The organism is Anaerolineales bacterium (assembly GCA_016928575.1).
Taxonomy (GTDB): domain Bacteria; phylum Chloroflexota; class Anaerolineae; order Anaerolineales; family RBG-16-64-43; genus JAFGKK01.
In genome coordinates, this window is record JAFGKK010000107.1 from 22,794 (window position 1) to 46,784 (window position 23,991).

Below are 23,991 nucleotides of genomic sequence, written 5' to 3' on the forward strand. Positions count from 1 at the left end.
TTTTATCCTATTTATCGGTGAAGTGAAGATACGTCGAGGGTTGAGTCATGTGCCGAATCGCAGCGATTAAATCCAAGCAGCCGATATCCTCCGCACCCATCCTGCGGATGATGGCGGCAATGCAAAAGGGCCACGACAATTCCGGATTCGCCATGGTTCTTCAGGACCTGGACGGCGCGTTCGCCCCCTACAAGGCGTTTCCGCTGCTTTCGATGGCCTGCACCCCGGCCGGTTTGGAGCGCGTGGACGGGATGATGAACCGGTTCGGGTTCGACTTGAAATTCGAATGGATCCCGGACGTCGATCCGTCCCCCGGATTGGATATCCAACGCATGCCGCTGTACGTGTTCCGCAACTACGGTTTTCCGCTATCGCACGCGGATCGTCCGCAAGCGGAGCGGGAGCGGCTGCTGGTGGAAACCCGGCTTGCTCTGCGCCGCGCGCTCGAGGAGGCGGGCGAAGGATTCGTCTATTCCTTCTGGCCGGACGCGCTCACCCTCAAGGAAATCGGCGACCCGCGCGACATCGCCGCCGCCTTCGGCCTGTGGGCCGACAACCATCCCCTGCGGGCGCGGACGATCAGCGCCCAATGCCGCCAGAACACCAATTACCGGATCGTGCGCTACGCCGCGCACCCCTTCTTCCTCGAGGGCTACACCCTGATGGGCAACGGCGAGAACACCTTCTTTCAGAAAAACAAGGATTTTCAGCAAACCCTGAGCCCCTACTACACCGGGTTTGAATCCGACACGCAATCGTTCCTCTACACGCTCCATTACATAACCCGAACCCTCGGCTGGCCGGTGGAATATTACAAGCACGTGATCACCCCGCTGCCCTTCGAAGAGATAGCCGCGCGGCCGGACGCCCCCGTGCTGTACCAGATCCGGCGGGCATGCCAGCACCTGGAGATCAACGGGCCGAACACGGTGGTCTTCGTCCTGCCCGACGGGCGGATGGGAATCGCCTGCGACGCGAAGAAGCTGCGGCCGGTGGTGGTGGGCGGGGACGGGACGATGGTGGCGGCGGCCTCGGAGGTGTGCGGGCTCAACCGGATCCTTCCAGACCGCGATCCGCAAGCGGATATCTACCCCGGCGAACGCGAACTGGTGGTGGTGGACGGAAGCTTGGAGGTGCAGCGATGGCGACAATGACCGATCTGGAGGTCGACCAGCGGGATCAGCCGCATCCCGCCCCTCGGGCGCCGACCCCCTCTCCCGCGCGGCGGCCCGCCCTCCCGACGCCGCCCCGCGTCCCGCTCGCCGCCCCGGTCTACGTCCGGGACCCGCATGTGGTCGACCAACCCTGGAAGATCCGCTGGGACAGCGAAACCTGCATCCGCTGCGGAGCCTGCGTCGCCGCCTGCACCTTCGGCGCCTTGCACGCGCAACTCCAGCGCCGCGGGCAGACCGTTTCGGCCGGCTCCCTCCCCCAGCCGCTGGACACCACCGCCGTGATCCTGGCCGTCCGCCAAAGCGACGACCCGGCCCATGCCTGCCGCGGATGCGGGATGTGCGAGAAGGTCTGCCCGACCGGCTCGATCCGCCCCGTTCCCAATCCGCACAACCGCTTCGCGCTGATCGCGCGCCGGGGCGGGAATCCGATCAAGCGCGGCGGGCGCGCGCACCTGATCCCCGGCCGGGTGCTGGACGGGATCAAGGTCGGCCGGATCAGCCAGATGACAGACCCCTCGCTGGATGCGGCCCGCCACACCTTCGACCTGCTCACCCCGCTCGGCCGGAGCCTGCCGGCGGAAAAACTTCCGCTCAAAGTTGAGAACGGCAAACTCGTTCCGGCGGGCTGGGTTCCCCCCGTGCGCTGGATCTACCCGATCCTGATCGGCGACATGTCGATCGGCGCGCTTTCCTGGCGGATGTGGGAGGCGCTGGCGCTGGCCGTCGCTTACCTCAATGAGGAATGCGGCCTCCCGGTGCGGATGTGCTCCGGTGAGGGCGGCCTGCCGGTCAAGCTGCTCACCTCGAAATACCTGCAGTACATGATCCTGCAGATCGCCTCCGGGCATTTCGGCTGGAACCGGATCATCAAGGCGATGCCCAAGATGACCGTCGATCCGGCCGCGGTTTTGATCAAGATCGGCCAGGGCGCCAAGCCCGGCGACGGCGGGCTGCTGCCCGCGGCGAAAGTGGCGCCCCACATCCAGGCCATCCGCGGCGTCCCGCGGGCCGACCTGCTCAGCCCGCCCAACCACCAGGGGCTCTACAGCATCGAGGAGAGCGTCCAAAAGATGTTCCTCTCGATGAACGCCGCCTTCCAATTCCGGGTGCCGGTGGCGATCAAAGTCGCCGCCAGCTCCACCTCCGTCTCGGTGTTCAACAACCTGGTCCGCGACCCGTATCACATCGTCGGCGGTTTCTTCCTCGACGGGATCCAGGGCGGAACCGGTGCCGCGCACGAAGTCAACCTGGACCACTCCGGCCACCCGGTGCTCTCTAAATTGCGGGATTGCTACCTGGAATCGGTCAGCCAGGGCCGGCAAGGGCAGATCCCGATCTTCGCCGGCGGCGGCTTCGGCCAGACCGGACACCTCGCCGCGGACGCGTTTAAGGCGATCTGCCTCGGCGCCAGCGGCGTGTTCGCGGCCAAGATCTTCCTGCAGATCGCCGGCTGCGTCGGCAACGACCGCGGCCGCTGCAACGCCTGCAACACCGGGCTGTGCCCAACGGGGATCTGCACCCAGGATCCGCTGCTGGTGGCGCGGCTCGACGTGGATGCCGCGGCGCAGGCGATCGTCGATTATTTCCTGGCGACTGATCGGGAACTGAAGAAGCTGATGGCGCCGATCGGCAACTCCAGCCTGCCCGTCGGCCGCAGCGACGCGCTGATCGCGATGGAGAAAGCCGTCGCCGAGCGTCTGCAGATCGGATACGCGTGCTGAGCCCCCTCCTCTGTCCTCCCCCGTTAGCCGAAACCGGCTAACGGGGGAGGGCAGGGAGGGGGAAGGATTTTCCCATGCTTCGCATCGCCGCCAACACCGACGACCAGCGCATCTCCACCCAGGACCTCCTGCGGCGGATCTACGCCGCGATGGCCGCAGGCGAAACGGATTTCGTCATCGACGCCGCCGGCCAGCACGACATCGGCGGCCCGCTGTGGGACCAGCTCGGGCGCGGTCTGCATTTCACGGTGACCAATCCCGGCCAGCGCGTCGGTTCGATGGGCATGCCGGGCACCGAAATCGTCGTTGAGGGACCAGCGCCGGCCGATGTCGGCTGGCTCAACGCCGGAGCGCGAATCGTCGTCCGCGGCGACGGGGGCGACACCGCCGGCCACTGCGCCGCCGACGGCGTGATCTACATCGGCGGGAGGGCCGGCGCGCGCTCCGGCTCGCTGATGAAGCACGATCCCGCGTACCCGCCGCCGCAGTTGTGGATTCTCAAGCACACCGGCTCCTTCCCGTTTGAATTCATGGGCGGCGGCATCGCCGTCGTCTGCGGGCACGATTGCGAGGGCGCGCCTTCGGTCCTCGGACAGCGCGCCTGCGTCGGGATGGTGGGCGGAACGGTCTATGTGCGCGGACCGGTGGAAAATCTCTCCCCCGAGGTGAAGCTCAGCGACGGGCTCGACGATGCGGATTGGTCCTTCCTGGCCGAAGGCTTGCCGCGTTTCCTCGAAGCCGTCGACGCTCCGGAACTGCTCGGGGCGCTGACCGTCCGCACCGAGTGGCGCAAGATCACCCCCTGGGATTCCCAGGAACGCAAACGCGCGCAGGAGCGTCTGCCGCTCGCGGAATTCCGTTCCGCGCGCTGGGTGGAAGGCGGGATCTTCGGCGACGTGCTGCGGGACGACGGGGAGGTGGCCCCGCTCGTTCCGCGTGGAAAATACCGCTCCGTTTTCCCGGTCTGGAACAACGCCGTTTTTGCGGCGCCGTGCGAGTACGCCTGCCCGAACGGGATCCCGACCCAGGAGCGGATCCGGCTGCTGCGCGAAGGACGGGTGCGTGAGGCGCTCGAACTGGTCCTGCAGTACAGTCCCTTCCCGGGTTCGGTGTGCGGCGCCGCCTGCCCCAATCCGTGCATGGCCGCCTGCACCCGCGGATCGATCGATTTTCCGGTCCTTGCCGGCCCGCTCGGCGGATATTCGGCGGACCTGCCCGCCCCCGAACCGGCCGCGGCGACCGGGAAAACCTTCGCGGTGATCGGCGCCGGAGCCGCCGGGCTTTCCGCCGCCTGGCAGTTGGCCTTGCGCGGGCACACCGTCTGCGTGTACGACAGCGGGCCGGACCTCGGCGGAAAAATGTTCTCCGTCATTCCGCAGGAGCGGCTCGACAAAGGGCTGGTGCGCGATGAAATCGAACGCTTGCTGGGTTTGGGGATCGAAGCCCGCACCGGCGTGCGGGTGGACCGGGCGCTCTTCGAGGACCTGCGCCGCCGCCACGACGGGGTGATCATCGCCGCCGGGGCGACCAAACCTCGCCGGCTGTCCTTCCCCGGGAGCGAACGGGCGCTCACCGCGCTAGAATTCCTGCGCGCCGAGAACGCAGGTACGCTTCCGATCGCCCTCGAAGGGAAACAAGCCGTTGTAATCGGCGCCGGGGACGTGGGGATGGACGTTTGCGCCGCGGCCTGGAGGCATGGAGCGCGCAAGGTCACCGCGGTCGACGTGCGGGCGCCGGCCTCCTCCGGCCGCGAACGGGCCGCGGCCCTGGCCCTCGGGACGCGCATCCTCTGGCCGCTGCATGTCCGCGGGTACCGCGATGGAATCCTGGCCTTCGAGCAGGGACAGCCCGACCTCCCCGCCGACGCCGTCGTCGTCGCGGTCGGCGAAATCCCGGAATTGGACTGGCTGCCGGATGCCCTCGGACGTTCGAAGAACGATTACCTCGCCGCGGACGAGGAAGGCCGGACGGGGATTCCAGGAATCTACGCCGCCGGGGACGCGGTCAAGCCGGGCTTGTTGGCCGACGCGGTCGGCGGCGGTCGCACCGCCGCCCTGGCTGCGCACGCCGACGCCTCCGGCGAACCCTTCCGCCGCGTCCGCAAAGAAGCCGTCCCCCGCCAACGCCTGCACCTGGAATATTTCACCCCGCAGCGCGGCCGGGCTCCGTCCCAGCCCCTCGAGGAAGCCGCCAGGTGCATTTCCTGCGGCACGTGCCGCGATTGCAGCATCTGCGTCTCGGTCTGCGGCCAGAACGCGATCCGCCGGACCGAGGAGCACGGGGAAATTTCGTTTGCGGTCGACGAGGATTTGTGCACCGGATGCGGCTTCTGCGCCGCGGCCTGCCCGAGCGGGATCTGGACGATGGTTCCGGCCCGCGGCCAGGAAGGCGAAACGCTGTAACCCGTTTGGGGGATGCCCGAATGGCCCATCGGCGGGACGACGTTTGCGGCGCGCCGCCGTACACTTAACACGCACTATGGATTCGGTATACCGAGGAGACGCTACAGCGCTCCGGTATGCCAATTGGCCTGAGCATGACCCCGCCCTTGCTCAGGCCGGTTTTTCTCAGGGACTGGATGCGTGCAATTCCCGCCACCCCCGATCCTCTCCCGGATTGCTTGCGTGGGACCAGGCAAGCCTCTTTCCCCCCGCCCAGTAAAAATCCGGTCCCCCCTCCGCCGCAAGCAGGAAACGCATGGTTGTGCAGATAAGAAAGGAGCCGCCCATGAGTCATCCGACGATGGATAATTCCTTCGGTTCTCCCCCGTCCGCCAACCGCGGGCCGGCGTTCCGGCAGGATTCCGCGGCCGGGTTCTCCGACGCCCAGGCGGGGCGTCTCGAAAAGGATGCCTTCTTACGCCGTGTTCTCCGCGCCAAGGGGCGGGATTCCGCCCCGCTGAATATGGACGAACTGGCGGAACTGCGCTACAACCTGGAAGGGCGCAAAACGGTCGAGCGGGCCAGAGACCGGTTGATGGAGCTGGGAAAATCCGAGGGGGAAGCCTTCCAGGAAATCCAGACTTTAGCCCGGGCGCGGCGGATCCCGCTGCGGCTGGCGGCGGACGAGATCTTGCGCGCTTCCATCGAGCATTGAATTCACGCGGACGCGCGAAGAAGATCCGTAAAGCACGAAGCAGAAGAGAAAAAATCCAATAATCGCTCGGTCGGCGATCGTCATGCCGGCGCCCGCCCTCGGCGTGTTTTCTGCCCAGGACGCCCCCCGCCGGCATCCATTTCCTCTTCGAAAAAAACCGGGGCCGGCTTCGAGCGCCCCCGCTTCCCCCGCTTCGCGAGGGCAAGCGCGAAGGCAAGCGCGAGGGCGGACGCCGGGGTGACGGTTTACCCCAACAACGGCGGTGATGTTGTGTCTAAGTTATTCGGCTGAAATAAACCGCCTGAGCGGCGGCAAATTTTCCGTCAGGTTCTCCCCCGCCCCGCCCGATTACTGCCCGCACTTGCGGAGCGGGGACCGGGGCGGGACCGCGTATCCCGCGCGGCAAGAAATTGCCCGGCGGTGTGGGGCGGGATATAATCGGTCCATGCTTCCCCAAAGGATCGGGCGATACAGAATCCTAGATAAAATCGGCAGCGGCGGGATGGCCGTGGTCTACCTCGGGCAGGACGAGACCTTCGGCCGGCAAGTGGCGGTCAAGGTCCTGCCCACCCACCTGGGGCAGGATCCGGACAACCGCGAGCGGTTCCGGCGCGAAGCCAAGGCGATCGCCACCCTCGAGCACGCCGCCGTCGTTCCGGTGTACGACTACGGCGAAGACGGGGACCAGCTTTTTTTGGTCATGCGCTTCATGCAGGGCGGATCCATCAAGGACCGCCTGAGCCGCGGCCGCCTGCCGGCGCCGGCGGCCTGCGCCGTGATGCGCCGGGTCGCCTCCGGCCTGGACAAAGCCCACTCCCTGGGGATGATCCACCGCGACATCAAGCCCGGGAACATCCTCTTCGATCTGGAAGACAATCCCTACATCACCGATTTCGGGCTGGTCAAGCTGGTGGAATCCAGCGTCCAATTGACCCACAGCGAATTTTTCGGGACTCCGGCCTACACCAGTCCGGAACAATGCCAGGGGGAAAAAACCATCGACGGGCGGGCCGACGTGTATTCGCTGGCCGCGGTCTTCTACCACATGGTCACCGGCTGTCCGCCGTACGAATCCGAAAACGCCATGGCCCTGCTGATGAAGCACGTCAGCGGCCCGATCCCCCTGCTCTCCTCCGCGGCGCCGGACCTGCCCGCGGCGATGCAGACGGTCATCGACCGCGGGATGGCCAAAGAACCGGCCGACCGCTACCCGACGGCGGGCGAAATGGCGAAGGATGCGGAGCGGATCCTGGACGCGGCCCCGCCGGCCGAATCCCTGCCGCTGACCGAATCCGCGCGCCCGCTCTCTTTCGACGCCCTGCGCGCCCCGCATGCCGCCCCTCCGGCCGGGGACGATTCGTCCACCCGGCGGGATTCGTTCGCGCCGGGGATCTACCAGGACCTCCAATCCGGCGGCCGGCTGGAAATGCCGCTCGACTCCGAAGCCACGAACGCGCTCGACCTGCGCGCCATCCCCACCGAGAGGCGCCGGTTGGAGTGGAAACCGCAGTCCGATTCCAAACCGCCCCCCGCGGCCCCGAACGCCCCGGGCCAACCCCATTCGTCGGCGACGACCAAACCCTCCGCGGCTTCCTACGCCCAGCCGCTCAAGCCGCTCGAAAAGAAGGCTTCGGGGATTCCGATTCTGATCTTCATTGTGGTGATCTTGGCGATCAGCTTGGTGTATTTCGCGCTTCAGAAGGGGCTTTTCTAAAACCCCTTGCCGCAAAGACTCCAAGAACGCCAAGCCGGGGAAGGGGATAGGAAATTGGGGCATAAGAAATTTTTCTGCTCAGCGCATTTCACATTGAGAAAAAAACCCGCCCTTTTCCCTCCTCGCCCCTATCCCCAGGTCCTCCCCTCGCTACGCTCGGGACAGCGAGGGGAGGGTTTGGGTGATGGGAGTGGGGAAAGAGGAAGGACGGGAGGCTGAGGAGATACAAAATGTTAACCTCCGCGCCCTCTTCGGCCCCGCGGGAAGAAAATCCGGACGACGGAAGGAGTTCGGCATTGACGGCATCCGCTCGGATCAAATCGTTTTTTCCCCAACCCCGTTTGCTCATTAATTCCATCTTGCTCGCCGCCTTTTGCGGCGCCCTGATCCGCGCGTTCCTGTACTGGCTGCCGAGGGATGCTTTCGAGCGCAGCCTGAATTATTGGGCGTATACCGATTGGCTGATCGATTATTCCCAGGGATTCATCCGGCGCGGGCTGTCGGGCGAGATCTGGCGCCTCCTTCCTTCGGACGTCCCGCACGAGGAATTCATCGCCGTGTTCTCCTGGATCCTGTTCCTGGCCGTCGCCTGCGGCTACGTCCGGCTGCTGGCAAGGTCGTTGAAAGCCCTGCACCCGTTGACTCTGTTCGGACTGCTGTTCCTTCCCTCGCTGTTCTTTTTCTACCTCCACGACCACAAGGCCATCGGCCGGAAGGAAATGCTCGGATACGTCATCCTGCTCCTGCACCTGTTCGTCGTGGAAAAAACGCTGCCGCTCGGGGGAGGCTTTCCGCGCCGGGACGGAAGCCTGCGGCGGTACCTCCTGGGATGGGCGCCGCTCGCCGTCCTCCTCCTCCCAGCGGCGGTCCTCGTGCACGAGGTGAATTTCCTTTTGTTCGTCCCGCTGCATGCGATGGTGACCCTGTCGGTTCTGCGGATGACGGCCGCGGGCGGTTTCCGGCGGACCGCGCTGTGGGCCGGATTACTGTACCTCCCGGCCGCGATCGCCTTCGGCGCCGTGCTCCTGAGCGGCACGCCGAGTTATTCGACGCTGCTTGGCATCTGCGAAAAATGGGCGGCCGCCGGCGCGATCCGGGAGGGCACCTGCATCCTGCCCCCCGACAAACTCAACGGATCGACCCTGCCCGGATCCTTCATTCCCATGGAGTGGTCGTTCGTCCGGGCCGCCGAAATCACGCGGTGGATCATCTCCCGGCATTGGATGGATTGGATTCTGATTCTTCCGACGTTGGCGGTTCTCTTGTGGTACCTCGCCCGCCAGACGGTGTATGCCATTCTCCGGTTCCGCGTTCCGCGGTCCTTCGCCCCGCGGTCGGCGGTCCGCCAGGCGGGCGAGTTCTTTCTGCGCTACTTCGCGGTTCCGCTCCTGCTGTCGATGCCCGTGTACGTCACGGCCTACGATTACGGGCGCTGGTTCACGGTCGCCTGCGTCAACTTCGCCCTGGTTGCGGTTTCGGTGAATTTGCCGGCCTGGGAGTATGCCTTCCGCAGAACACCGCCTTCGGCGGAATCGGGTTCGGTCTCCGCGCCGGAGCACGCCGATTCCCGCCCGGTGTTCTACGGCGCCTCGATCGCCGCCGCCGTCTTGGCGTTTGTTCTTTGGCTGCCCCATTATTGTTCGTTTGAATGCGAGATCCTGCGAAGTCCGCTGCGGTTCTTCGAATTGACGTTTATTGCGCATTAGCCGGGTGCGGAAAAAGGCGGGGGCTGTCATTGCGAGCCCCGCCCCGGCTTCGCCGCGGAGGGGCCGGGGTAGCGAAGCGGCGAAGCGATCCCCTTTTTTTCTGAAGGAGGAGATGGCTTCGCTCCCTCCGGCCGTCCGCAAAAACACTGGTAAAGGCTTTATCAGCACCCTGCAAAGGCCATGCCGAGACTTCCAAGGAAATGGGCGGCCCCGGCGGCCGCCTCCGCATGCCCGTCGCGTTCTTCGCGGCCCTGAAAAAAAACCGCCGGCGTCGCCGCCGGCGGTTTTTCTAATTGACCTCCGCCGGCGGCGGAGGGGCGGGCTTGGCCGGTGAGAGGTCGAACTCGATGTTGTAGACGTCGCCGTCGAATTCGGTGTTCACCTTGTAGCCCGAATTGTGGAAGATGGACAGCATCGGCCGGTTGGTCGGCAGGACCTTGGCAAAAAATTTCTTGATCCCCCGCTGCTTGGCAACCCGGCAAAGATACTGCAGCAGCACCGTGCCCATGCCCTTTTGCTGCCACTCGTCCTGAACGATGAAGGCGACCTCCGCGACCTGCGTCTTCGGATCCAGGAAGTATTGGGCGATGGCGACGATCTCCTCGCCCGAGACGCCCGGGACGGTGCCGACGATCGCCAGGCTGTTGATGTAGTCGATGTTCGTCAGCTGCTGGACGTCCTTGTGCGGGAAGGTCATGGTGTGGGTCATGTAGCGGGTGCGCAGGGAGGTCGGGCTGAGCGAGTAGAGCATCTCCGAAAGCGCCGATTCGTCGGTGGGTTTGACCGGCCGGAAGAAGAGTTCGGTCCCGTCGTTGAGAGTCTGGTAGATCTCCAACTCCTCGGGGTAGATGACCCGCTCGGTGTCCAGGATGATCTGGTCCTCGTAGACGTACTTCTGCGCCTTGGCGGCCTGGATCAATCCGACGCGGAATTTGGGGTGGGCGATATTGATCAGCGCCAAGACCCGCTCGCGGATGCTCTTGCCGTGCAGGTAGGCCACGCCGTATTCCGAGACGACGTAGTGCACGTCGCCGCGGGTCACCACCACGCCGGCGCCCTCCGCCAGGTGCGGGACGATCCGGCTGACGGTGCCGTTCCGGGCGGTGGAAGGCACGACGATGATCGGCTTGCCGCCGCGGCTGCGGGCCGCGCCGCGGATGAAATCCACCTGCCCGCCGATCCCGCTGTAGAACTTGTAGCCGAGCGAATCGGCGCACACCTGCCCGGTCAGGTCGACCTCCAGGCCGACGTTGATCGCCACCATCTTCTCGTGCTGGGCGATGATGTTGACGTCGTTGACGTACTCGGTCGGATAGAACTCGAAGAAGTGGTTGCTGTTGAGGTAGTCGTAGAGCCGCTTCGACCCCATGCAAAAGCTGGCCACCACCTTGCCGCGGTTGAGGGTCTTCTTGGCGCAGGTGATCACGCCGCAGTCGATCAGGTCGATGATCCAATCCCCGAACATCTCGGTGTGGATGCCGAGGTCCTTTTTGTCGCGCAGGCATTCGGCCACCACCTGCGGCACCCGGCCGATGCCGCATTCGATGGTGCTGCCGTCCTCGATCAGCCGGGCGACGTTCTGTCCGATGCGGCGCATCACATCGTCCACCTCCGCCCGGGGGATTTCGGCCAGCTCCTCGTCGTACGGCACCAGGGCTTCGAAGTCGTTGACGTGGATGAAGCTGTCGCCGTAGGTGCGCGGCATGTTGGCGTTGACCTGGGCGATGACGTACTTGGCGTTCGCCACCGCCGATTTGACGACGTCCACCGATACGCCCAGGCTGCACAGCCCGCCGGAATCCGGCGGCGAGACGCTGATCAGGGCGACGTCGATCGGAATGCGGCCGGATTCGAATTCGTTGGGGATCTCCGACAGGAAGATCGGAGTGTAGTCCCCGCGCCCCTGTTCGATCGTCGCGCGGACGTTGTCGCTGATGAAGAAGGTGTTCAGGCTGAACCTGTCGCGGTAGCGCTCGTCGAGGTAGGGCGCCTCGCCCATGGTGAGGATCTGCAGGATGCGCACGTCGCGCACCTCGTCGCAGTAATCCACCAGCGCCCGCAATAGGTATTGCGGCTGGGCGCAGCCCGACCCGATAAACACGCTGTCGCCGGATTGGACCAGGCGCATGGCCTTGGCGGCGCCGCGGATCTTGTCGGCGTATTTGGTTTTCCAGTCGAAAGTGTTCGGCATGCCGGCTCCCGTCCCCCTCCCCTGCCCTCCCCCGTTTGCGAAGCAAACGGGGGAGGGCAGGGGAGGGGGTTTATTTCTCTTCCACGCTCATCCGGGCGTCGACCGCGATCGGAACCGTTCCGCGGGGCCCGACGACGTAGGGATTGATGTCCAGCTCCTGGATCTGCGGATACTCCGTCACCAGCTGCGAAAGCCTCTGCAAGCCCTCGGCGATCGCGTCGATGTCGACTCCTTCCTCGCCGCGCACGCCCTGCAGCATCTTGTAGGTGCGGGTGCTAATCAGCATCTGCTTGGCCTCGTCGGCCGTCAGCGGCGCCAGGTAGAAGGAAACATCCTTCATCACTTCCACCATCGTTCCGCCCATGCCGAACATCATCAACGGGCCGAAGCGCGGATCGCGGTTCATCCCGAGGATCACCTCGCGCACGCCCTTGCACATCTGCTGCACCAGCACCCCCAGAATCTGCGCGTCGGGGGCCTTCTTCGGCACGCGGTACATCATCAGGTCGAAGGCGTCCATCACCTCCTGGGCGTTGCGCATTCCGAGCTTCACCCCGCCCACGTCGGATTTGTGGATGATGTCGCGCGACCAGATCTTCATCACCACCGGATATCCGATCTGATCGGCGATCGAGGCGGCCTGCTCGGGCGAGGTGGCCAGGGCCCCCTTGGGGGTGACAAAGCCGTAGGCTTCGAGGATTTCCTTGGCGTCGGCTTCGCCCACCTCGCGCAATCCCTGGCGGATGTGGCGCTCGATGATGATCTCCACCTTGTGGCGGTTGACCGGGAAGAGCTTCACCACGCGCTTGGGCTTGTTGCGCCAGCGCACGTGCTCGGTCATCACCTTGATCACGTCGACGGCGTTTTCCGGCGAGACGTATTGCGGAATGCCCGCCGCGCGCAGGACTTTCAGCGCCTCGGTGATTTTTTCCGCGCCGATGAAGCAGGCCAGGACGGGTTTGCCGGGCTTCTTCTTCACCACCCGCGCCACCGCCTCGGCCGTCTCCCGGCACTCGGTCATCGCCTGCGGGGTGAGGATCACCAGGGCGATGTCCACCCCGGGATCGTCGAGCACGGTGTCGAGCGCCTGCTCGTAGCGGTCTGCCAGCGCATCCCCGAGGATGTCCACCGGGTTGTGGACCGAAGCCGCCGCCGGCAGGAAGGACTCCAGCTTGTCCATCGTCGCATGCGCGAGCTGGGTGAAGCCCAGCCCTTCCCGCTCGACCGCGTCGGCCGCCATAATCCCCGGACCGCCGGCGTTGGTGATGATCGCCACCCGGTTGCCCTTCGGCAGGGGCTGGACGGCGAAGGCCTCGGCGTAGTCGAACTGCTTGTCGATCGACGGACAGCGGATGATCCCGGCGCGCTCGAAGCCCGCCTCGTAGGCGGTTTCCCCGCCGGCCAGCGAGCCGGTGTGGCTCGAGGCGGCCTTGGCCCCCACGGCGGTGCCGCCGGATTTGATCAGCAGAATGGGTTTGACGTTCGAAACCTGCTCGGCGCGGCGGACGAACATGTTGCCGTCGCTGATGCTTTCCAGGTATCCGGCGATGACTTTCGTCTCCGGATCGTCGCCCAGGGCGGCGATCAGGTCCAATTCGTTGACGTCGATTTTGTTGCCGATCGAGATCAGTTTGCTGAAGCCGATCCCGGAGGCGTTGGCCATATCCAGGATCGCGGCCAGCAGCGCGCCGGATTGCGACAGGTATCCGATTCCCCCCGCCGCGGGCAGGCTCCCGCCGAAGCTGGCGTTGATTTTCCGCGAAGGGGCGATGATTCCCAGGCAGTTGGGGCCGATGACGCGGATCCCGTACTGGGAGGCGGTCTGGGTGATCCGCTGTTCGAGCGCCAGCCCTTCTTTGCCCACTTCCTTGAAGCCGGCGGTGATGATGATCACCGCTTTCACCCCCAGCTTGCCGCATTGCAGCATGATCGCCGGAACGACCGGCGCGGGGACCACGATCACCACCAAATCCGGAACCTCCCCGATCGCAGGCAGGTCGGGGTAGCATTTCAACCCCAGAATCTCGTCCGCCTTGTTGTTGACCGGGAATACTTTTCCGGGAAATCCGGCTTCGATCATATTTTCAAGGATCTCGAATCCGACTTTGGTTCTTTGGGTGGAGGCGCCGACGATGGCCACGGATTTGGGGGCAAAAAATTTCTCAAGACTCATGACGTTCCTCGGTGGAAGGATCCGGTTCAAAAACGCGCTATTTTACCACGACGCAAGGCCGCAGTAAGCTCCGGCGCTCCGGAATCTCATCGAAGTATACCGCCTTCCGCACAAACTGTCGCCGCAGCAAAGTAACCTCATGAAGGAATCCGCATTTCGGGGAAGAAAACTACGTAAAAAAAAAGAAGCCCGCGGCGGTCCATGCCGGCCGCCCGGGCCGCCTTGCGTGCCTACCCGAAGAAACGCCCCGCGCCCGGCAGCGGCCCTATTGCAGCGCGGCGATCAACAGGAAAAGAATGACGACGGCGATCATACAGCCCCCGGCCAGCGCGATCTTCGTCTCCATCGACAGCGAAGTCCACCGGCTTCGGCGCTGAACCTGCCCGTCCGGTCCGAGATCCCCCGCCGGCGGTTCCCGCCGCTCGGCGCCCGGCCCCGATCGCCGGATGTCATCCTTGTCGATCAGCCGCATGTAGCGCTTGGTCAATTCCAGTTCGTCGCTGGTCGTGAACATGCGAATGTTCTTGGGATACGATTCCATGGGGAAATCGTCCGCGCCGGAAAGCCCGACCTGCGGCTCCCAGACCCTGGCCGACGTCCGGGCCGATCCCCGCCGCACGATGGCCGTCCTGCCCTCCAGTTTGCGGGTGGACCGGGCGGCGTGGAATGAACCGGCGCCGGCCTTCAGCGCCGCCCCGCAGGACGGGCAGAAGGCGGCCTGGAACGCCCCCCACAGCGCCCGCTCGCAGTTCGGACAGCGCAATCTCGTGAAGGAGAAAACCGCCAAACCGAAGGCGGCCGCCGCCAGGACGCCCGCCGCGGCCAACAGCACGCCGCTCCATTGGGCATCCCGCGCCGAAGGGATTCCGTAGAGTGCGAATCCGACGGCGGACAAAAGCAAAGCGGCCGCGGCGGCCAACCGGATGTTGCGGGCGGACCGGGACCGGCTGCCGAATTCTTCAATCAGGCTTGAATCGTCCATGCAATCCTCAGCATTGTCCGTTGCGGAATCCCCTGCCGTACGGCGGAGGCCGAACGGCATTGTACCTTGTCGCAGTGAATTCACCTTTCCGCATTATTGAACTCTTAATTTAAAACGCCCCGAACAGGGTGTGGATCACCCTGGTCGATCCCCGTCCGGCTTGGCAGAGCCAAGCCGGCGCAGCCCGCATTCCGTACAGGCATATCGAGACGGCGGCATTTTGCGGTGGTTTTGCCCTCCCGCCGGAATCCGCGGCGCCGGCGGAATCATTCCTTCCGGCAGATCAACACGCCTTTGCCCACCGGCACGATCAGGGAATCCACGCGCGGATCCGCCTGCGCCCTTTCCAGCACCGGCCGGAGAGAATCGGCATGGCTGACCGCGTTGTCGGCGGCCAGGATCCCGCCGGGAACCAGGTTGGGGACTACCGCTTCGTAGCAGTCGGAGTAGATTTCCTTTTCCGCGTCCAAAAAACAAAACGCAACCTGCCGGAACGCCGCCGGATGGTTGCGCGCATCGCCTTCAACCAGTTCCACCCACTGTTCGATCCCCGCCCGGCTCAAAGTCTCCCGCGCCAGGGCGGCCTTCTCCGGCAGAATCTCGAACGCGGTCAGGCGCCGGTCGAAGCGCTCGCAGGCCAGCGCCAGCCACATCGTCGAATACCCGGCGCTGGAGCCGATTTCAAGCCACGCGCCCGGCGGCGTGCCCGCCGCCAGCAGGGCCAGGAACCGGCCGGTCTCGGGCGGGATTTGGCGCAGGCGCCGCTGGCGGGGCGTGCCGTCGGCGCGGTCCCGGCGGTCGATCGCCTCCAATTGGCGCATCCGTTCGAGGATTTCCGGCCGGATGTTGTGGAACATGGACGCCTATTCTCCCTTCACTCCATCAAGCCGAATCCCTTCCCGGGCCGGCCCGGCTGGGAAGGGTCTCCCGCCACGGCGAGCATAAATCCCTGACCGGCTCGAGGACTCGATCCGCGTGCGACGGCCCGACATGGACGTTGCCGTCCGACATGCTTCGGCGCAGGGCGCCCTCCGGATCCGCGAAAGGGTCGAACGGATCCAGGAAATGAAAATCGAAAGCGGAACATTGTTCGGCCAGCGACCGGTTGAGAATCCGGCGGGCTTCGACCCGTTCGGCGAGGGTGCCGGCGATGGGAAACGCCGGATTTGGGGCTTGATCGGTGGGAGGAATGACCGACAAGATGACCGTCCGCAGGGCGCGCGCGTCCTTTTGGATTTCAGAGACGGACCGGAGAAATCCTCCGGCCAAACTTGCGGCGAGGGAGGCGACGGTCACGCCCTGCCGACGGGCCTGCGGAACGAGATGGCAGCGCACGTCGATTTCCCCCAGGCACCAGATGACGATATCCCGGTCGTGCACGCCCAGATCGCTCAAAAGCAGGGCGGCGCGTCCGTCGCGCGCGATCCGGTGCATCGTCACCGGCCCCAGGTGATGCAGCCGGATGTCCGGCGCGCCGCGGAAAATGAACTTCGCATGGCTGTCTCCCACGGCGTGCACCGCAGGCCGGCGTGGGAATGATCTATGGACCAAAGAGGCGGCCCGCCAGCACCAGGCGCGGATCCGGCGGAACGATCCGCCCAGGATGGCTGGCGACGTTTTGCGGCCGCGGGATCCCTGCGGCAGACGGACCGGATCCATCCGTGCCCCGGTGCGTTCCGTCAAATCACGCATCCGCCCGTCCCGCATGGCGCAGGATGCGCAAGGCCTGCAGGGTCACCCAGCGGTCCGTCTCCGGCGGCGCGCCCATTTCGCGCCAGGTGCGGGTGCGGAAGGGACTGCTCCCCTTCCAGCGGCCGTCCGGCCGGCGGCGCGATTCCAGCCAATCCAGCGCCGGACGCGCGCCGCGATGATCCAGGAACTCCAGCTCGTCCAGCACGCGCAGGGTGAAGAGAATGTCCGCCTGATAGAAAAGCGGGAAGTTCAATTTGAACCACAGCGGGCTGACCCTTCCTCCGCGCGGAACCGGATAATCAGCCCGCTCCAAATGATGGTCCCGAAGCAGAAAGTTAACGCCCTTCCTAACGGCGGCCTCCACGTTACGGTCGCGGCGCGGTTTCGGAATCGCCGCCAGCCCCCACAATACGCGCGCCACGCCCCAGGCGCAGGCTTTTCCGCCGTTCCACCCGCACGCGCAGTCCCCGTCGGAAACCGCCCGGGCGCAAAACCGGGTCAACCGCTCCAGGCGGTCGTCTTCCGCGGCCCGCACGCTCCACGCGTAGCGAAGGATGTTGCCGAACAGGCAGGACCAAGGGAAGGATTCCGATTCCAAACCTGCTTGCACCTTGCCGCGGGTTGCCTCGAGCATATAACCGGCCCCGCGCCGAAACCGCGCATCGGCCCTTTCCGCTCCCAATTCCGCAAGCAGCATCATGCTCCAATGCGTGCTGAAATATTTCGGCCCGTAGTAGCCGAAATCGATTTTCCAGTTGCCTTGCTTGGATTGGCGGGAGAGGATCGCCGGTATCGCGCCGGTCCGCATCCCTCGCGCCTTCGCCGCGCGGACCCGCGCCGCCGGCGGGGAGCACAGGCGCGGATCGCTCAGGGTCTGGTAAACGATGGAAGGAGTCTGCGAGTCCAGCAGCCAGGATATCCGTTCGTCAGTCGGTTTCATACGGACCTCCCCGCGGATGGATCCCGGATTTAGCCTCCGGCCGGCGCGGGCTTCCATCCGCGTCCGGAAAGCACCTCGAGGCGTACTCGCGGGCGGTTCACTTGCGGTTCAGGACGATCAACGCCCCGAGGACCCCGGGCACCCAGCCGATCAAGGTCAGCAGGGTGACGATGACGATCGAACCGCAGCCCTTATCGATGACGGCCAGGGGAGGCAGGAGGATGCAGAGCAGTACCCGTCCGAGCGACATGCCGTTCTCCTTTCGGCGATGCAGGAAACTCGCAGTTGATCCATCGCAGCAATCTACGAGCAGCGGAAAATATCGGTTTTTTACCGAACGAGGCAGGCTTCCACCGCCCATCACCCCCCCCGCGGCTGCGCCGGGTGTTGACCACGCCCTTCGGCGGTGTCTTGGCGGGCATTTCTAGGAGTACGCCCGTACCACCCGGCAGAAGCAGGGTTTTTCTGCTAAGCGGCGCCCCCCGCACGGAGGTGCGTTCCGGAGTGAAGCCCGTTCCAGCCCGCCCGGCGGGTTTGCCGGGGCGGGACTCGCCAAGACATCCGGTTTTATATCCCGACTAATGGTAGACGTTGACCCAAACCGCGTCGTATCGGCACATCGCGGTGCCGGATTCCGCTTCGGCGAACAGGCTGATCGTCCCGGCCGTCAGGCCCGAATCCGTCACCGTCCCCGCCAAGCGTCCGTTGAAAAACACCTTCAGCGTTTCCCCGCGCGCATACAACAGCACCCGGGTCCGCGCGCCGTCCGCCAGGATAAGCTCCCCATCGGCGGCCGGCTCGATCAGGACTTCCGCGACCACTCCGCCGGCGAAGCGCAGCAACGACCAGAAGGCGGCCCCCTCCGTCCGTTCCAGCCGCAACGCGTACCAGTCCCCCTCACCGTCGGAGCGGAAACGGTATCCGCAAGCGGCCGTCGCGGCGGAGGATTCCAGGCTGACGGAAGCCGCCATGGCGTAATCGCCGTCTTCCGCGGAACCGCAACCCTCGACCGGCTCGGCCGCCGGCTTTCCCCCCGCTCCGCTCTCGATCTCGCGGACGGTCTCTTCGTAGCAAATATCGTATGGGCTGTACGGAGTTTCCAAATCCGCCCGGTCCAATTCAGAGTCGATGTACCGGATGATGCTTAAATCGTCTTGGGCCTCCACCGCATCGTAGAAATCCTCGATTTCTTCCAATCGGAGAGGGGATTCCGTTTTTTTCGGTTCCAGGATGGGGGCCGTTTTATCCGCTCGCAGGGAAGATTCCATTTCCTCCGTTTTCAAAGGGGATTCCGTTTTTTCCACCGGGGAACCGGCAAGGGCGCTGCAGGATAGGGACATCAGCAGGCCGGCCCACAACAGAAACGGGGCAAGGGTTCGTTTCATCTTTTTTCTCCTCCTTCCGCCTTGGGGGATCCGCAAACCTAGAACGGCTTCCCGGCAGGGATTCCTCCGCAGGCCAACCATCCTGGATTGTACACGGATTCTCGTCCGCGGAAAAACGGGGGCGCTTAAAAAATCCAGCCCAACGGCCCCAGGATCAGCCGCAAGGAGATGTACAGCAGGGCGATGTAATGGAGAATGTGCACCAAAGCCTGCCTGCGGCTCATCGCCTGCGCGCTCGAGGAGTGGACGGGATTGTCCAGACCCTGGCGATGCCAAATTCCGGCGGCGATCAAGGCGAACGCCACGAACCACCCGGAACGCAGGAAGAAGGCGGCGATAAGCTCCCCCAGATCCAGCCAGGCAATCGAGCCGGCGGCGAGGAGGACCGCCGCCGCCAGCAGCGCCGCCAAACCGGCGGCCACCCGCCTGTCGTCTTTTTCCTTGAGCGAAGAAAAGATAACATGGAACAGCAAGCCCCCGTCCAGCTTTGCCAGCGGCAGGAGGTTGGAAATGGCGAGGATCCCGCCCGCCGTGAGCAGATCCTTCCCGAATTGAGCGGCCGATCCGGAAAAGGCGCTGCGCATCAGGGATCCGGCAAGCATCAGAAGGATATTGGCCGTGACGCCGGCCTGGAGCAACCAGGCCACCGCGTTCCAGGGAAGCGAGTCACTTTTCCGTTTCTCCTCCCGGTCGAGAGGGGCCGCCGCGGCGCCCAAAGGCAACAGCCACCAGATCCGGCTGCGGATTCCGTTCCGCCGGAACACGAATAGGTGCCCGAGTTCGTGGAACAGCATCTGCAGCAGCAGCGCCAGCGAGAGGCGGAACGCCTCGGCGAGATCGCGCAAGGGCAGCCAGCAACAGGCCGTGAAGAGCGCGAGGAACAACAGCGGGGAGAGCGCCTGAATCCACGCAGCCCGCCGGCGGTCGATCATGCGCCAGACGAAGTCCGCCCCGCGGTTTTTTTCGCCGGCGGAACCGCTCCGATCATAGGCAAGGTTCTTCGGAATCGTCATGGGAGGATTGGGGATGCGCCCCCGGCCCGCCGGACGTCAGACGTTCACCCTGGAAGCGAATTCCGGCACGCCCGGAACGCCGGGCCGGATGCGAAACACGGCGCCGGCTCCTTGCCCCTCTTCCGCCTTCGCCTTCCCGTCGAGCGCGGTGGTGACGAAGGCCGTTTCGTAGGAATCCCCTCCGAAGGCGACGCTGGAAACCTTGCGGGCGGGAAAGTCGAACCGCGCGACTTCGACCGCGTCGGGCGAATAGCGGAACAGGGCGGAGCCGTTCCAGCGCGCGGACCAGACAAACCCCTGCGAATCCACCGTCAGCCCGTCCGGCGATCCCAGGTTCTCCGGCGTCTCAAGCCAGACCCGCTGCCGGCTCAGATTCCCCGTCCCTTCATCGTAGTCGAAGAGATAAATCCGGCGGGCGCGTGAATCGGTGAAATACATCCCGGTGCGGTCCGGAGTGAATCCCATGCCGTTCGGGGTGCCGAGGTCTTCGAGGATCCCGTGCAACGATCCGTCCGGATCCAGCCGGTACAGGCGGCCGCCGTGCGCCGCGGTCGACATCGTCCCGCAGAACACCCGGCCGCGCGGGTCGGCAATCACGTCGTTGAAGCGGCCATCCTCCTCACCGGCGGTTTCCCGGCGCAGGTATGTCAACTCGCCGGCGTTCCAGCGGGCGATCGCCCCACGGGCCATGAACAACAGCAGGGCGCCGTCGGCCTGGATGGTAAACCCGCCGACCGGCTCCCCGCGCCGACACTCCTCCCACTTCCCGTCAGCCGGATCCAATCGGTACAGCTTTCCGCGGGGGATATCCGTCCAATACAACCGGCGCTCGGCGGGATGCCAAAGCGGGTTTTCGGCGATGTCGAACTGTCCATCGGCAATCCGTTCAGGCTGCATGCCACCCTCCCATTGGCGGAATTGCTGTCCGGCCGGATTCTACCCGAAGGCGGTTTCAGCCGGGTGAACCGCGATTCTCCAAACAATCCTGGGCGGGGTCCATGACAGACGCTCTTCCCCCGACCAAGGCAGTCCTCCCGACCGCCTTTGGACGGCTTTTCGAACTGTTTTTTTCGCGAAAAACGGCCGACCCGCAAACCGCCCGCAAAAAGCATCCTGGGGCCTTGACAGGAAAAACGAAATAGAGTACTCTATGTTATAGAGTACTCTATTGGAGGCTTCATGGATATTGACCGTTCCGCTGCCGAATCCGCACTGGCATCCATTCGCGAGGCGGAAAACCAGATGAACCGGGCCCAGAGCGCCTCGGGCGGAGCCTATCAGATGATCATCTGGGGCACTGTCATGATGATCGGATACACGCTGACCCAGTTCGCCGACCGGCTGCCGGTCGCGCTGGTCGCCGGGCCCTGGATCGTGATGAGCACCCTCGGAAACATCCTCTCCGTGATGGTCAACGTCCGGCGGGCCCGCAAATTCCTCAACCCGTACGGCGCCCGGCTCGGATTCTTATATGCGGTTTTCCTCCTGTTCGGGGTAGTGGGCGCGTTCTTCGTCCATCCGTCCGACCCGCGGGAAATCAACCTGCTGGTGTATCTGATGACCATGCTGTGGATGGCGGCGATGGGGCTGTGGGTCGACCTGCGTCTGTTGTGGGTTTCCCTGGCCTTCACCGCCCTGATGCTGTTCGGCTACCTCGTCCTGCCGGATTACTTCTTCCTCTGGCTGGCATTGGTGGGCGGGGGCGCGCTGATCGGCAGCGGTTTGCTGCTGTTGCGCGGGAGAGCCTAGCAATGGCCGAACTCGACGAGATCATCCATCAGCCTGTGCGCCTGCGCCTGATGGCGGCCCTGGTGGCGATCCGGACCGGGGAAAGCGCGGAATTCACCTTCCTGCGCGACCTGCTGGGCGTGACCGACGGCAACCTGGGCGCCCACCTCCGCAAGCTGGAGGAAGCCGGCTACATCGAACTGACCAAGAAGTTCGTCGACCGTAAGCCGCGCACCTACGCCGCCGCCACCGCCACGGGACGCAAGGTGTTCCGCAACCAGGTGGAGGCGCTGGAGGAAATCATCCAAGGCGCGGCCGGCGCAAAGGGAAAACAACGATGAACCAGATTATTGGTGGGATCTTCGGGAAAGGAGAAACCGTTATGCAGGCAAAAGCGGGTTAATCCCAGGCTCCCTCCGTCTCTTCGATACCATAAATCCGGTTGTGCTCGGCGCGATCCGCGGTGGTTTCCACCCCGGCAGGATACCCGTCGCCGAATCCAGAAAGGAAAAAGCCGTGAACAATGTCCTTGAAGTCCGCCACCTTCGAAAAACGTACGCCAAAACCGTCGCCGTCGACGATCTCTCCCTCGAGGTGCGGGCGGGCGAGATCTTCGGTATGGTCGGCCCCAACGGCGCCGGCAAGACGACCACGATCGAATGCCTGGAGGGCCTGCGCCGACCCGACCGCGGAGAGATCCGCGTCCTGGGTTTGGATCCGGTCCGCCAGGAGCGGGAACTCCGCTACGTCATCGGCACCCAACTGCAGAAATCGCAGCTGCCGGACCAACTGACAGTCGGCGAAATCCTCGACTTGTTCGCCTCCTTCTACCCCGATCCGGCGCCCTGGCCGGAACTGCTGGCCCGCCTCGGCCTGGCGGAAAAGCGCAACGCCTGGTTCTCCAAACTCTCCGGCGGCCAGCAGCAGCGCGTCTTCATCGCCCTGGCGCTGATCAACCGGCCGAAGCTTGTGTTTCTCGACGAACTGACCACCGGGCTCGATCCGCAGGCGCGGCGCAGCATCTGGGACCTGGTGCGCGACGTGCGCGACGGCGGCTGCACGGTCTTCCTGACCACGCACTTCATGGAGGAAGCCGAAACGCTGTGCGACCGCGTGGCGATCATCGACCGCGGAAAAATCGTGGCCCTCGAAACCCCCGCCGCGCTGGTGGCCGATCTCGGATCCGAGGCCCGGGTCCTGTTCAAGACCCGCAACGCGCTCGATCCGCAGGCGCTGAAGGCGCTCGACGGTGCGACCCGCGTGGAGCGGGACGGGGACGAAGTCATCGTCTACGGAAGGGCTCCCCGGCCGGGCGAGCCGGCGCTGATCGGCGCGGTGGTGAACTGGCTCTCGGCGCAGGGCGCCGCTTACAGCGACATCCGGATGGAACAACCAAACCTCGAAGACGTGTTTCTGCAGTTGACCGGCCGCGCGATGCGCGACTGACGGAGGACAGCATGAAAAGCTTCTGGAAACTCACCCTCGCGGAATGCAAAATCTATTTCCGCTTCCCGATCGCCGCCTTCTTCACCCTCGGCCTGCTGCCGATGATCCTGCTGATCCTCGGCGCGGTCTTCACCAACGACCCCAATCCGCAGTTCGGCGGGAGAGGGTTTCTGGATTGGGCGGTGCCTGGGTTCATCGCCATCGTGATCGCGATGAGCGCGCTCTTAGCGCTGCCGATGGCCCTCACCACCTACCGCGAGCGCGGCATCCTGCGCCGCTACCGCGCCACGCCGGTCAGCCCGGCGGCCGTGCTCGGCGCCCAGCTGGTGTTGCAGTTCGCGATGACGATCCTCGGAATGCTGCTTCTGATCCTGATCGGCAAGCTGTTTTTCCATCTGCGCTTCGAAGGCAACATCGCCAGCGTCGTCGCCGCCTTCACCCTCGGCTGCCTGAGTTTCTTTTCGATCGGGATGATTCTGGGCGGCGTGATGCCCAACACGCGCACCGGCACCATCATCGGCAACGTCCTGCTGCAGCCGATGCTCTACCTCTCCGGAGTCATCTTCCCCAAGGAGGTGATGTCGGAAGGGATGCAGAAGGCCATCCGCTTCAATCCGCTCACCCACGTGGCGGCGCTGCTGCAGGGGTTGTGGAGGGGGGACGCCTGGTCGGAGTATCAGATGGAGGTGCTGGTTCTGGGCGCGGTCATGGTCGTGGCCGGGGTCATCGCGGTGCTGGTGTTCCGCTGGGAGTGACGCGTCCTGTTCATTGTGGGCCCCACCCCGGCGAAGCCGGGGCGGGGCCGGAGGAGCGAAGCAACCAAGCAATCTCCTTGTTTTTTAGAAGAAGGAGATTGCTTCGCTCCCTTCGGTCGCTCGCAATGACATCCTGCAAAGGCCGCCGGCCCGTCGGCAAGGAGAGCCGGCTACAGCAGCTCCTCGATCGGCGTGTAGTCCATCCCGAAGGCGTCCGCCACGCCCTTGCAGGTGATTTTCCCGTTGACCACGTTCGCGCCGGGCCGGATCTCCG

At 64.8% G+C, this 23,991-nt stretch carries 20 protein-coding genes; 10 read left to right on the plus strand and 10 right to left on the minus strand.

All coding sequences use genetic code 11. The features are described 5' to 3' along the window. Positions 1–47 precede the first annotated feature (47 nt). The 6 genes from JW929_13340 to JW929_13365 all read left to right on the plus strand — a co-directional run bounded on the left by JW929_13340 (position 48) and on the right by JW929_13365 (position 9,412). Positions 48–1,154, plus strand: a complete 1,107-nt coding sequence (locus tag JW929_13340) for a hypothetical protein (protein MBN1440386.1) — start codon at positions 48–50, stop codon at positions 1,152–1,154. Continuing rightward, positions 1,142–2,896, plus strand: a complete 1,755-nt coding sequence (locus JW929_13345) for a 4Fe-4S dicluster domain-containing protein (GenBank protein MBN1440387.1) — start codon at positions 1,142–1,144, stop codon at positions 2,894–2,896. Before JW929_13340 ends, JW929_13345 begins: the two co-directional genes overlap by 13 nt. A 74-nt stretch (positions 2,897–2,970) precedes the next feature. Beyond that, entirely contained in the window at positions 2,971–5,298 is a 2,328-nt protein-coding gene (locus JW929_13350; GenBank protein MBN1440388.1) for an FAD-dependent oxidoreductase, read from the plus strand. 325 nt (positions 5,299–5,623) lie between these two features. After that, on the plus strand, positions 5,624–5,992 hold the full coding sequence (locus JW929_13355; protein ID MBN1440389.1) for an ANTAR domain-containing protein: 369 nt from the start codon (positions 5,624–5,626) through the stop codon (positions 5,990–5,992). 445 nt (positions 5,993–6,437) lie between these two features. After that, the gene (locus JW929_13360; GenBank protein ID MBN1440390.1) at positions 6,438–7,706 is read left to right on the plus strand and encodes a serine/threonine protein kinase; all 1,269 of its coding nucleotides are present in this window, start codon (positions 6,438–6,440) and stop codon (positions 7,704–7,706) included. 296 nt (positions 7,707–8,002) lie between these two features. Further along, entirely contained in the window at positions 8,003–9,412 is a 1,410-nt protein-coding gene (locus JW929_13365; protein MBN1440391.1) for a hypothetical protein, read from the plus strand. Between the two features lie 289 nt (positions 9,413–9,701). On the opposite strand, the gene JW929_13370 is transcribed toward JW929_13365, so the two are convergent. The 10 genes from JW929_13370 to JW929_13415 all read right to left on the minus strand — a co-directional run bounded on the left by JW929_13370 (position 9,702) and on the right by JW929_13415 (position 20,685). Further along, entirely contained in the window at positions 9,702–11,603 is a 1,902-nt protein-coding gene (locus JW929_13370; protein ID MBN1440392.1) for a GNAT family N-acetyltransferase, read from the minus strand. Positions 11,604–11,673: 70 nt separating this feature from the next. Next, the gene (locus JW929_13375; GenBank protein MBN1440393.1) at positions 11,674–13,776 is read right to left on the minus strand and encodes an acetate--CoA ligase family protein; all 2,103 of its coding nucleotides are present in this window, start codon (positions 13,774–13,776) and stop codon (positions 11,674–11,676) included. A 265-nt stretch (positions 13,777–14,041) separates the two neighbouring features. Continuing rightward, complete coding sequence (locus JW929_13380) at positions 14,042–14,758, minus strand: hypothetical protein (protein MBN1440394.1); 717 nt, start codon at positions 14,756–14,758, stop codon at positions 14,042–14,044. A 266-nt stretch (positions 14,759–15,024) separates the two neighbouring features. After that, positions 15,025–15,615, minus strand: a complete 591-nt coding sequence (locus JW929_13385; GenBank protein ID MBN1440395.1) for an O-methyltransferase — start codon at positions 15,613–15,615, stop codon at positions 15,025–15,027. A 25-nt stretch (positions 15,616–15,640) separates the two neighbouring features. Next, positions 15,641–16,441, minus strand: coding sequence for an SGNH/GDSL hydrolase family protein (locus JW929_13390; protein ID MBN1440396.1), 801 nt, complete (start codon positions 16,439–16,441; stop codon positions 15,641–15,643). 1 nt (position 16,442) lies between these two features. Continuing rightward, positions 16,443–17,390 (minus strand): hypothetical protein, encoded by a 948-nt coding sequence (locus JW929_13395; protein MBN1440397.1) that lies wholly within the window; start codon positions 17,388–17,390, stop codon positions 16,443–16,445. A 97-nt stretch (positions 17,391–17,487) separates the two neighbouring features. After that, positions 17,488–17,640: a YqaE/Pmp3 family membrane protein gene (locus JW929_13400; protein MBN1440398.1), complete on the minus strand. Its 153-nt coding sequence runs from the start codon at positions 17,638–17,640 to the stop codon at positions 17,488–17,490. A 328-nt stretch (positions 17,641–17,968) separates the two neighbouring features. Continuing rightward, a complete protein-coding gene (locus JW929_13405; protein MBN1440399.1) occupies positions 17,969–18,775 on the minus strand; it encodes a hypothetical protein in 807 nt (268 codons plus the stop codon). 125 nt (positions 18,776–18,900) lie between these two features. Further along, entirely contained in the window at positions 18,901–19,788 is an 888-nt protein-coding gene (locus JW929_13410) for a hypothetical protein (protein ID MBN1440400.1), read from the minus strand. A 36-nt stretch (positions 19,789–19,824) separates the two neighbouring features. Continuing rightward, on the minus strand, positions 19,825–20,685 hold the full coding sequence (locus tag JW929_13415; GenBank protein MBN1440401.1) for an SMP-30/gluconolactonase/LRE family protein: 861 nt from the start codon (positions 20,683–20,685) through the stop codon (positions 19,825–19,827). Positions 20,686–20,967: 282 nt separating this feature from the next. On the opposite strand from JW929_13415, the gene JW929_13420 reads away from it, so the two are divergent. From JW929_13420 to JW929_13435, 4 genes are all read left to right on the plus strand, one after another. Continuing rightward, a complete protein-coding gene (locus tag JW929_13420) occupies positions 20,968–21,537 on the plus strand; it encodes a hypothetical protein (protein MBN1440402.1) in 570 nt (189 codons plus the stop codon). 2 nt (positions 21,538–21,539) lie between these two features. Next, on the plus strand, positions 21,540–21,857 hold the full coding sequence (locus JW929_13425; GenBank protein MBN1440403.1) for a transcriptional regulator: 318 nt from the start codon (positions 21,540–21,542) through the stop codon (positions 21,855–21,857). 175 nt (positions 21,858–22,032) lie between these two features. After that, complete coding sequence (locus JW929_13430; GenBank protein MBN1440404.1) at positions 22,033–22,962, plus strand: ABC transporter ATP-binding protein; 930 nt, start codon at positions 22,033–22,035, stop codon at positions 22,960–22,962. An 11-nt stretch (positions 22,963–22,973) separates the two neighbouring features. After that, entirely contained in the window at positions 22,974–23,717 is a 744-nt protein-coding gene (locus JW929_13435) for an ABC transporter permease (protein ID MBN1440405.1), read from the plus strand. Positions 23,718–23,991 lie beyond the last annotated feature (274 nt).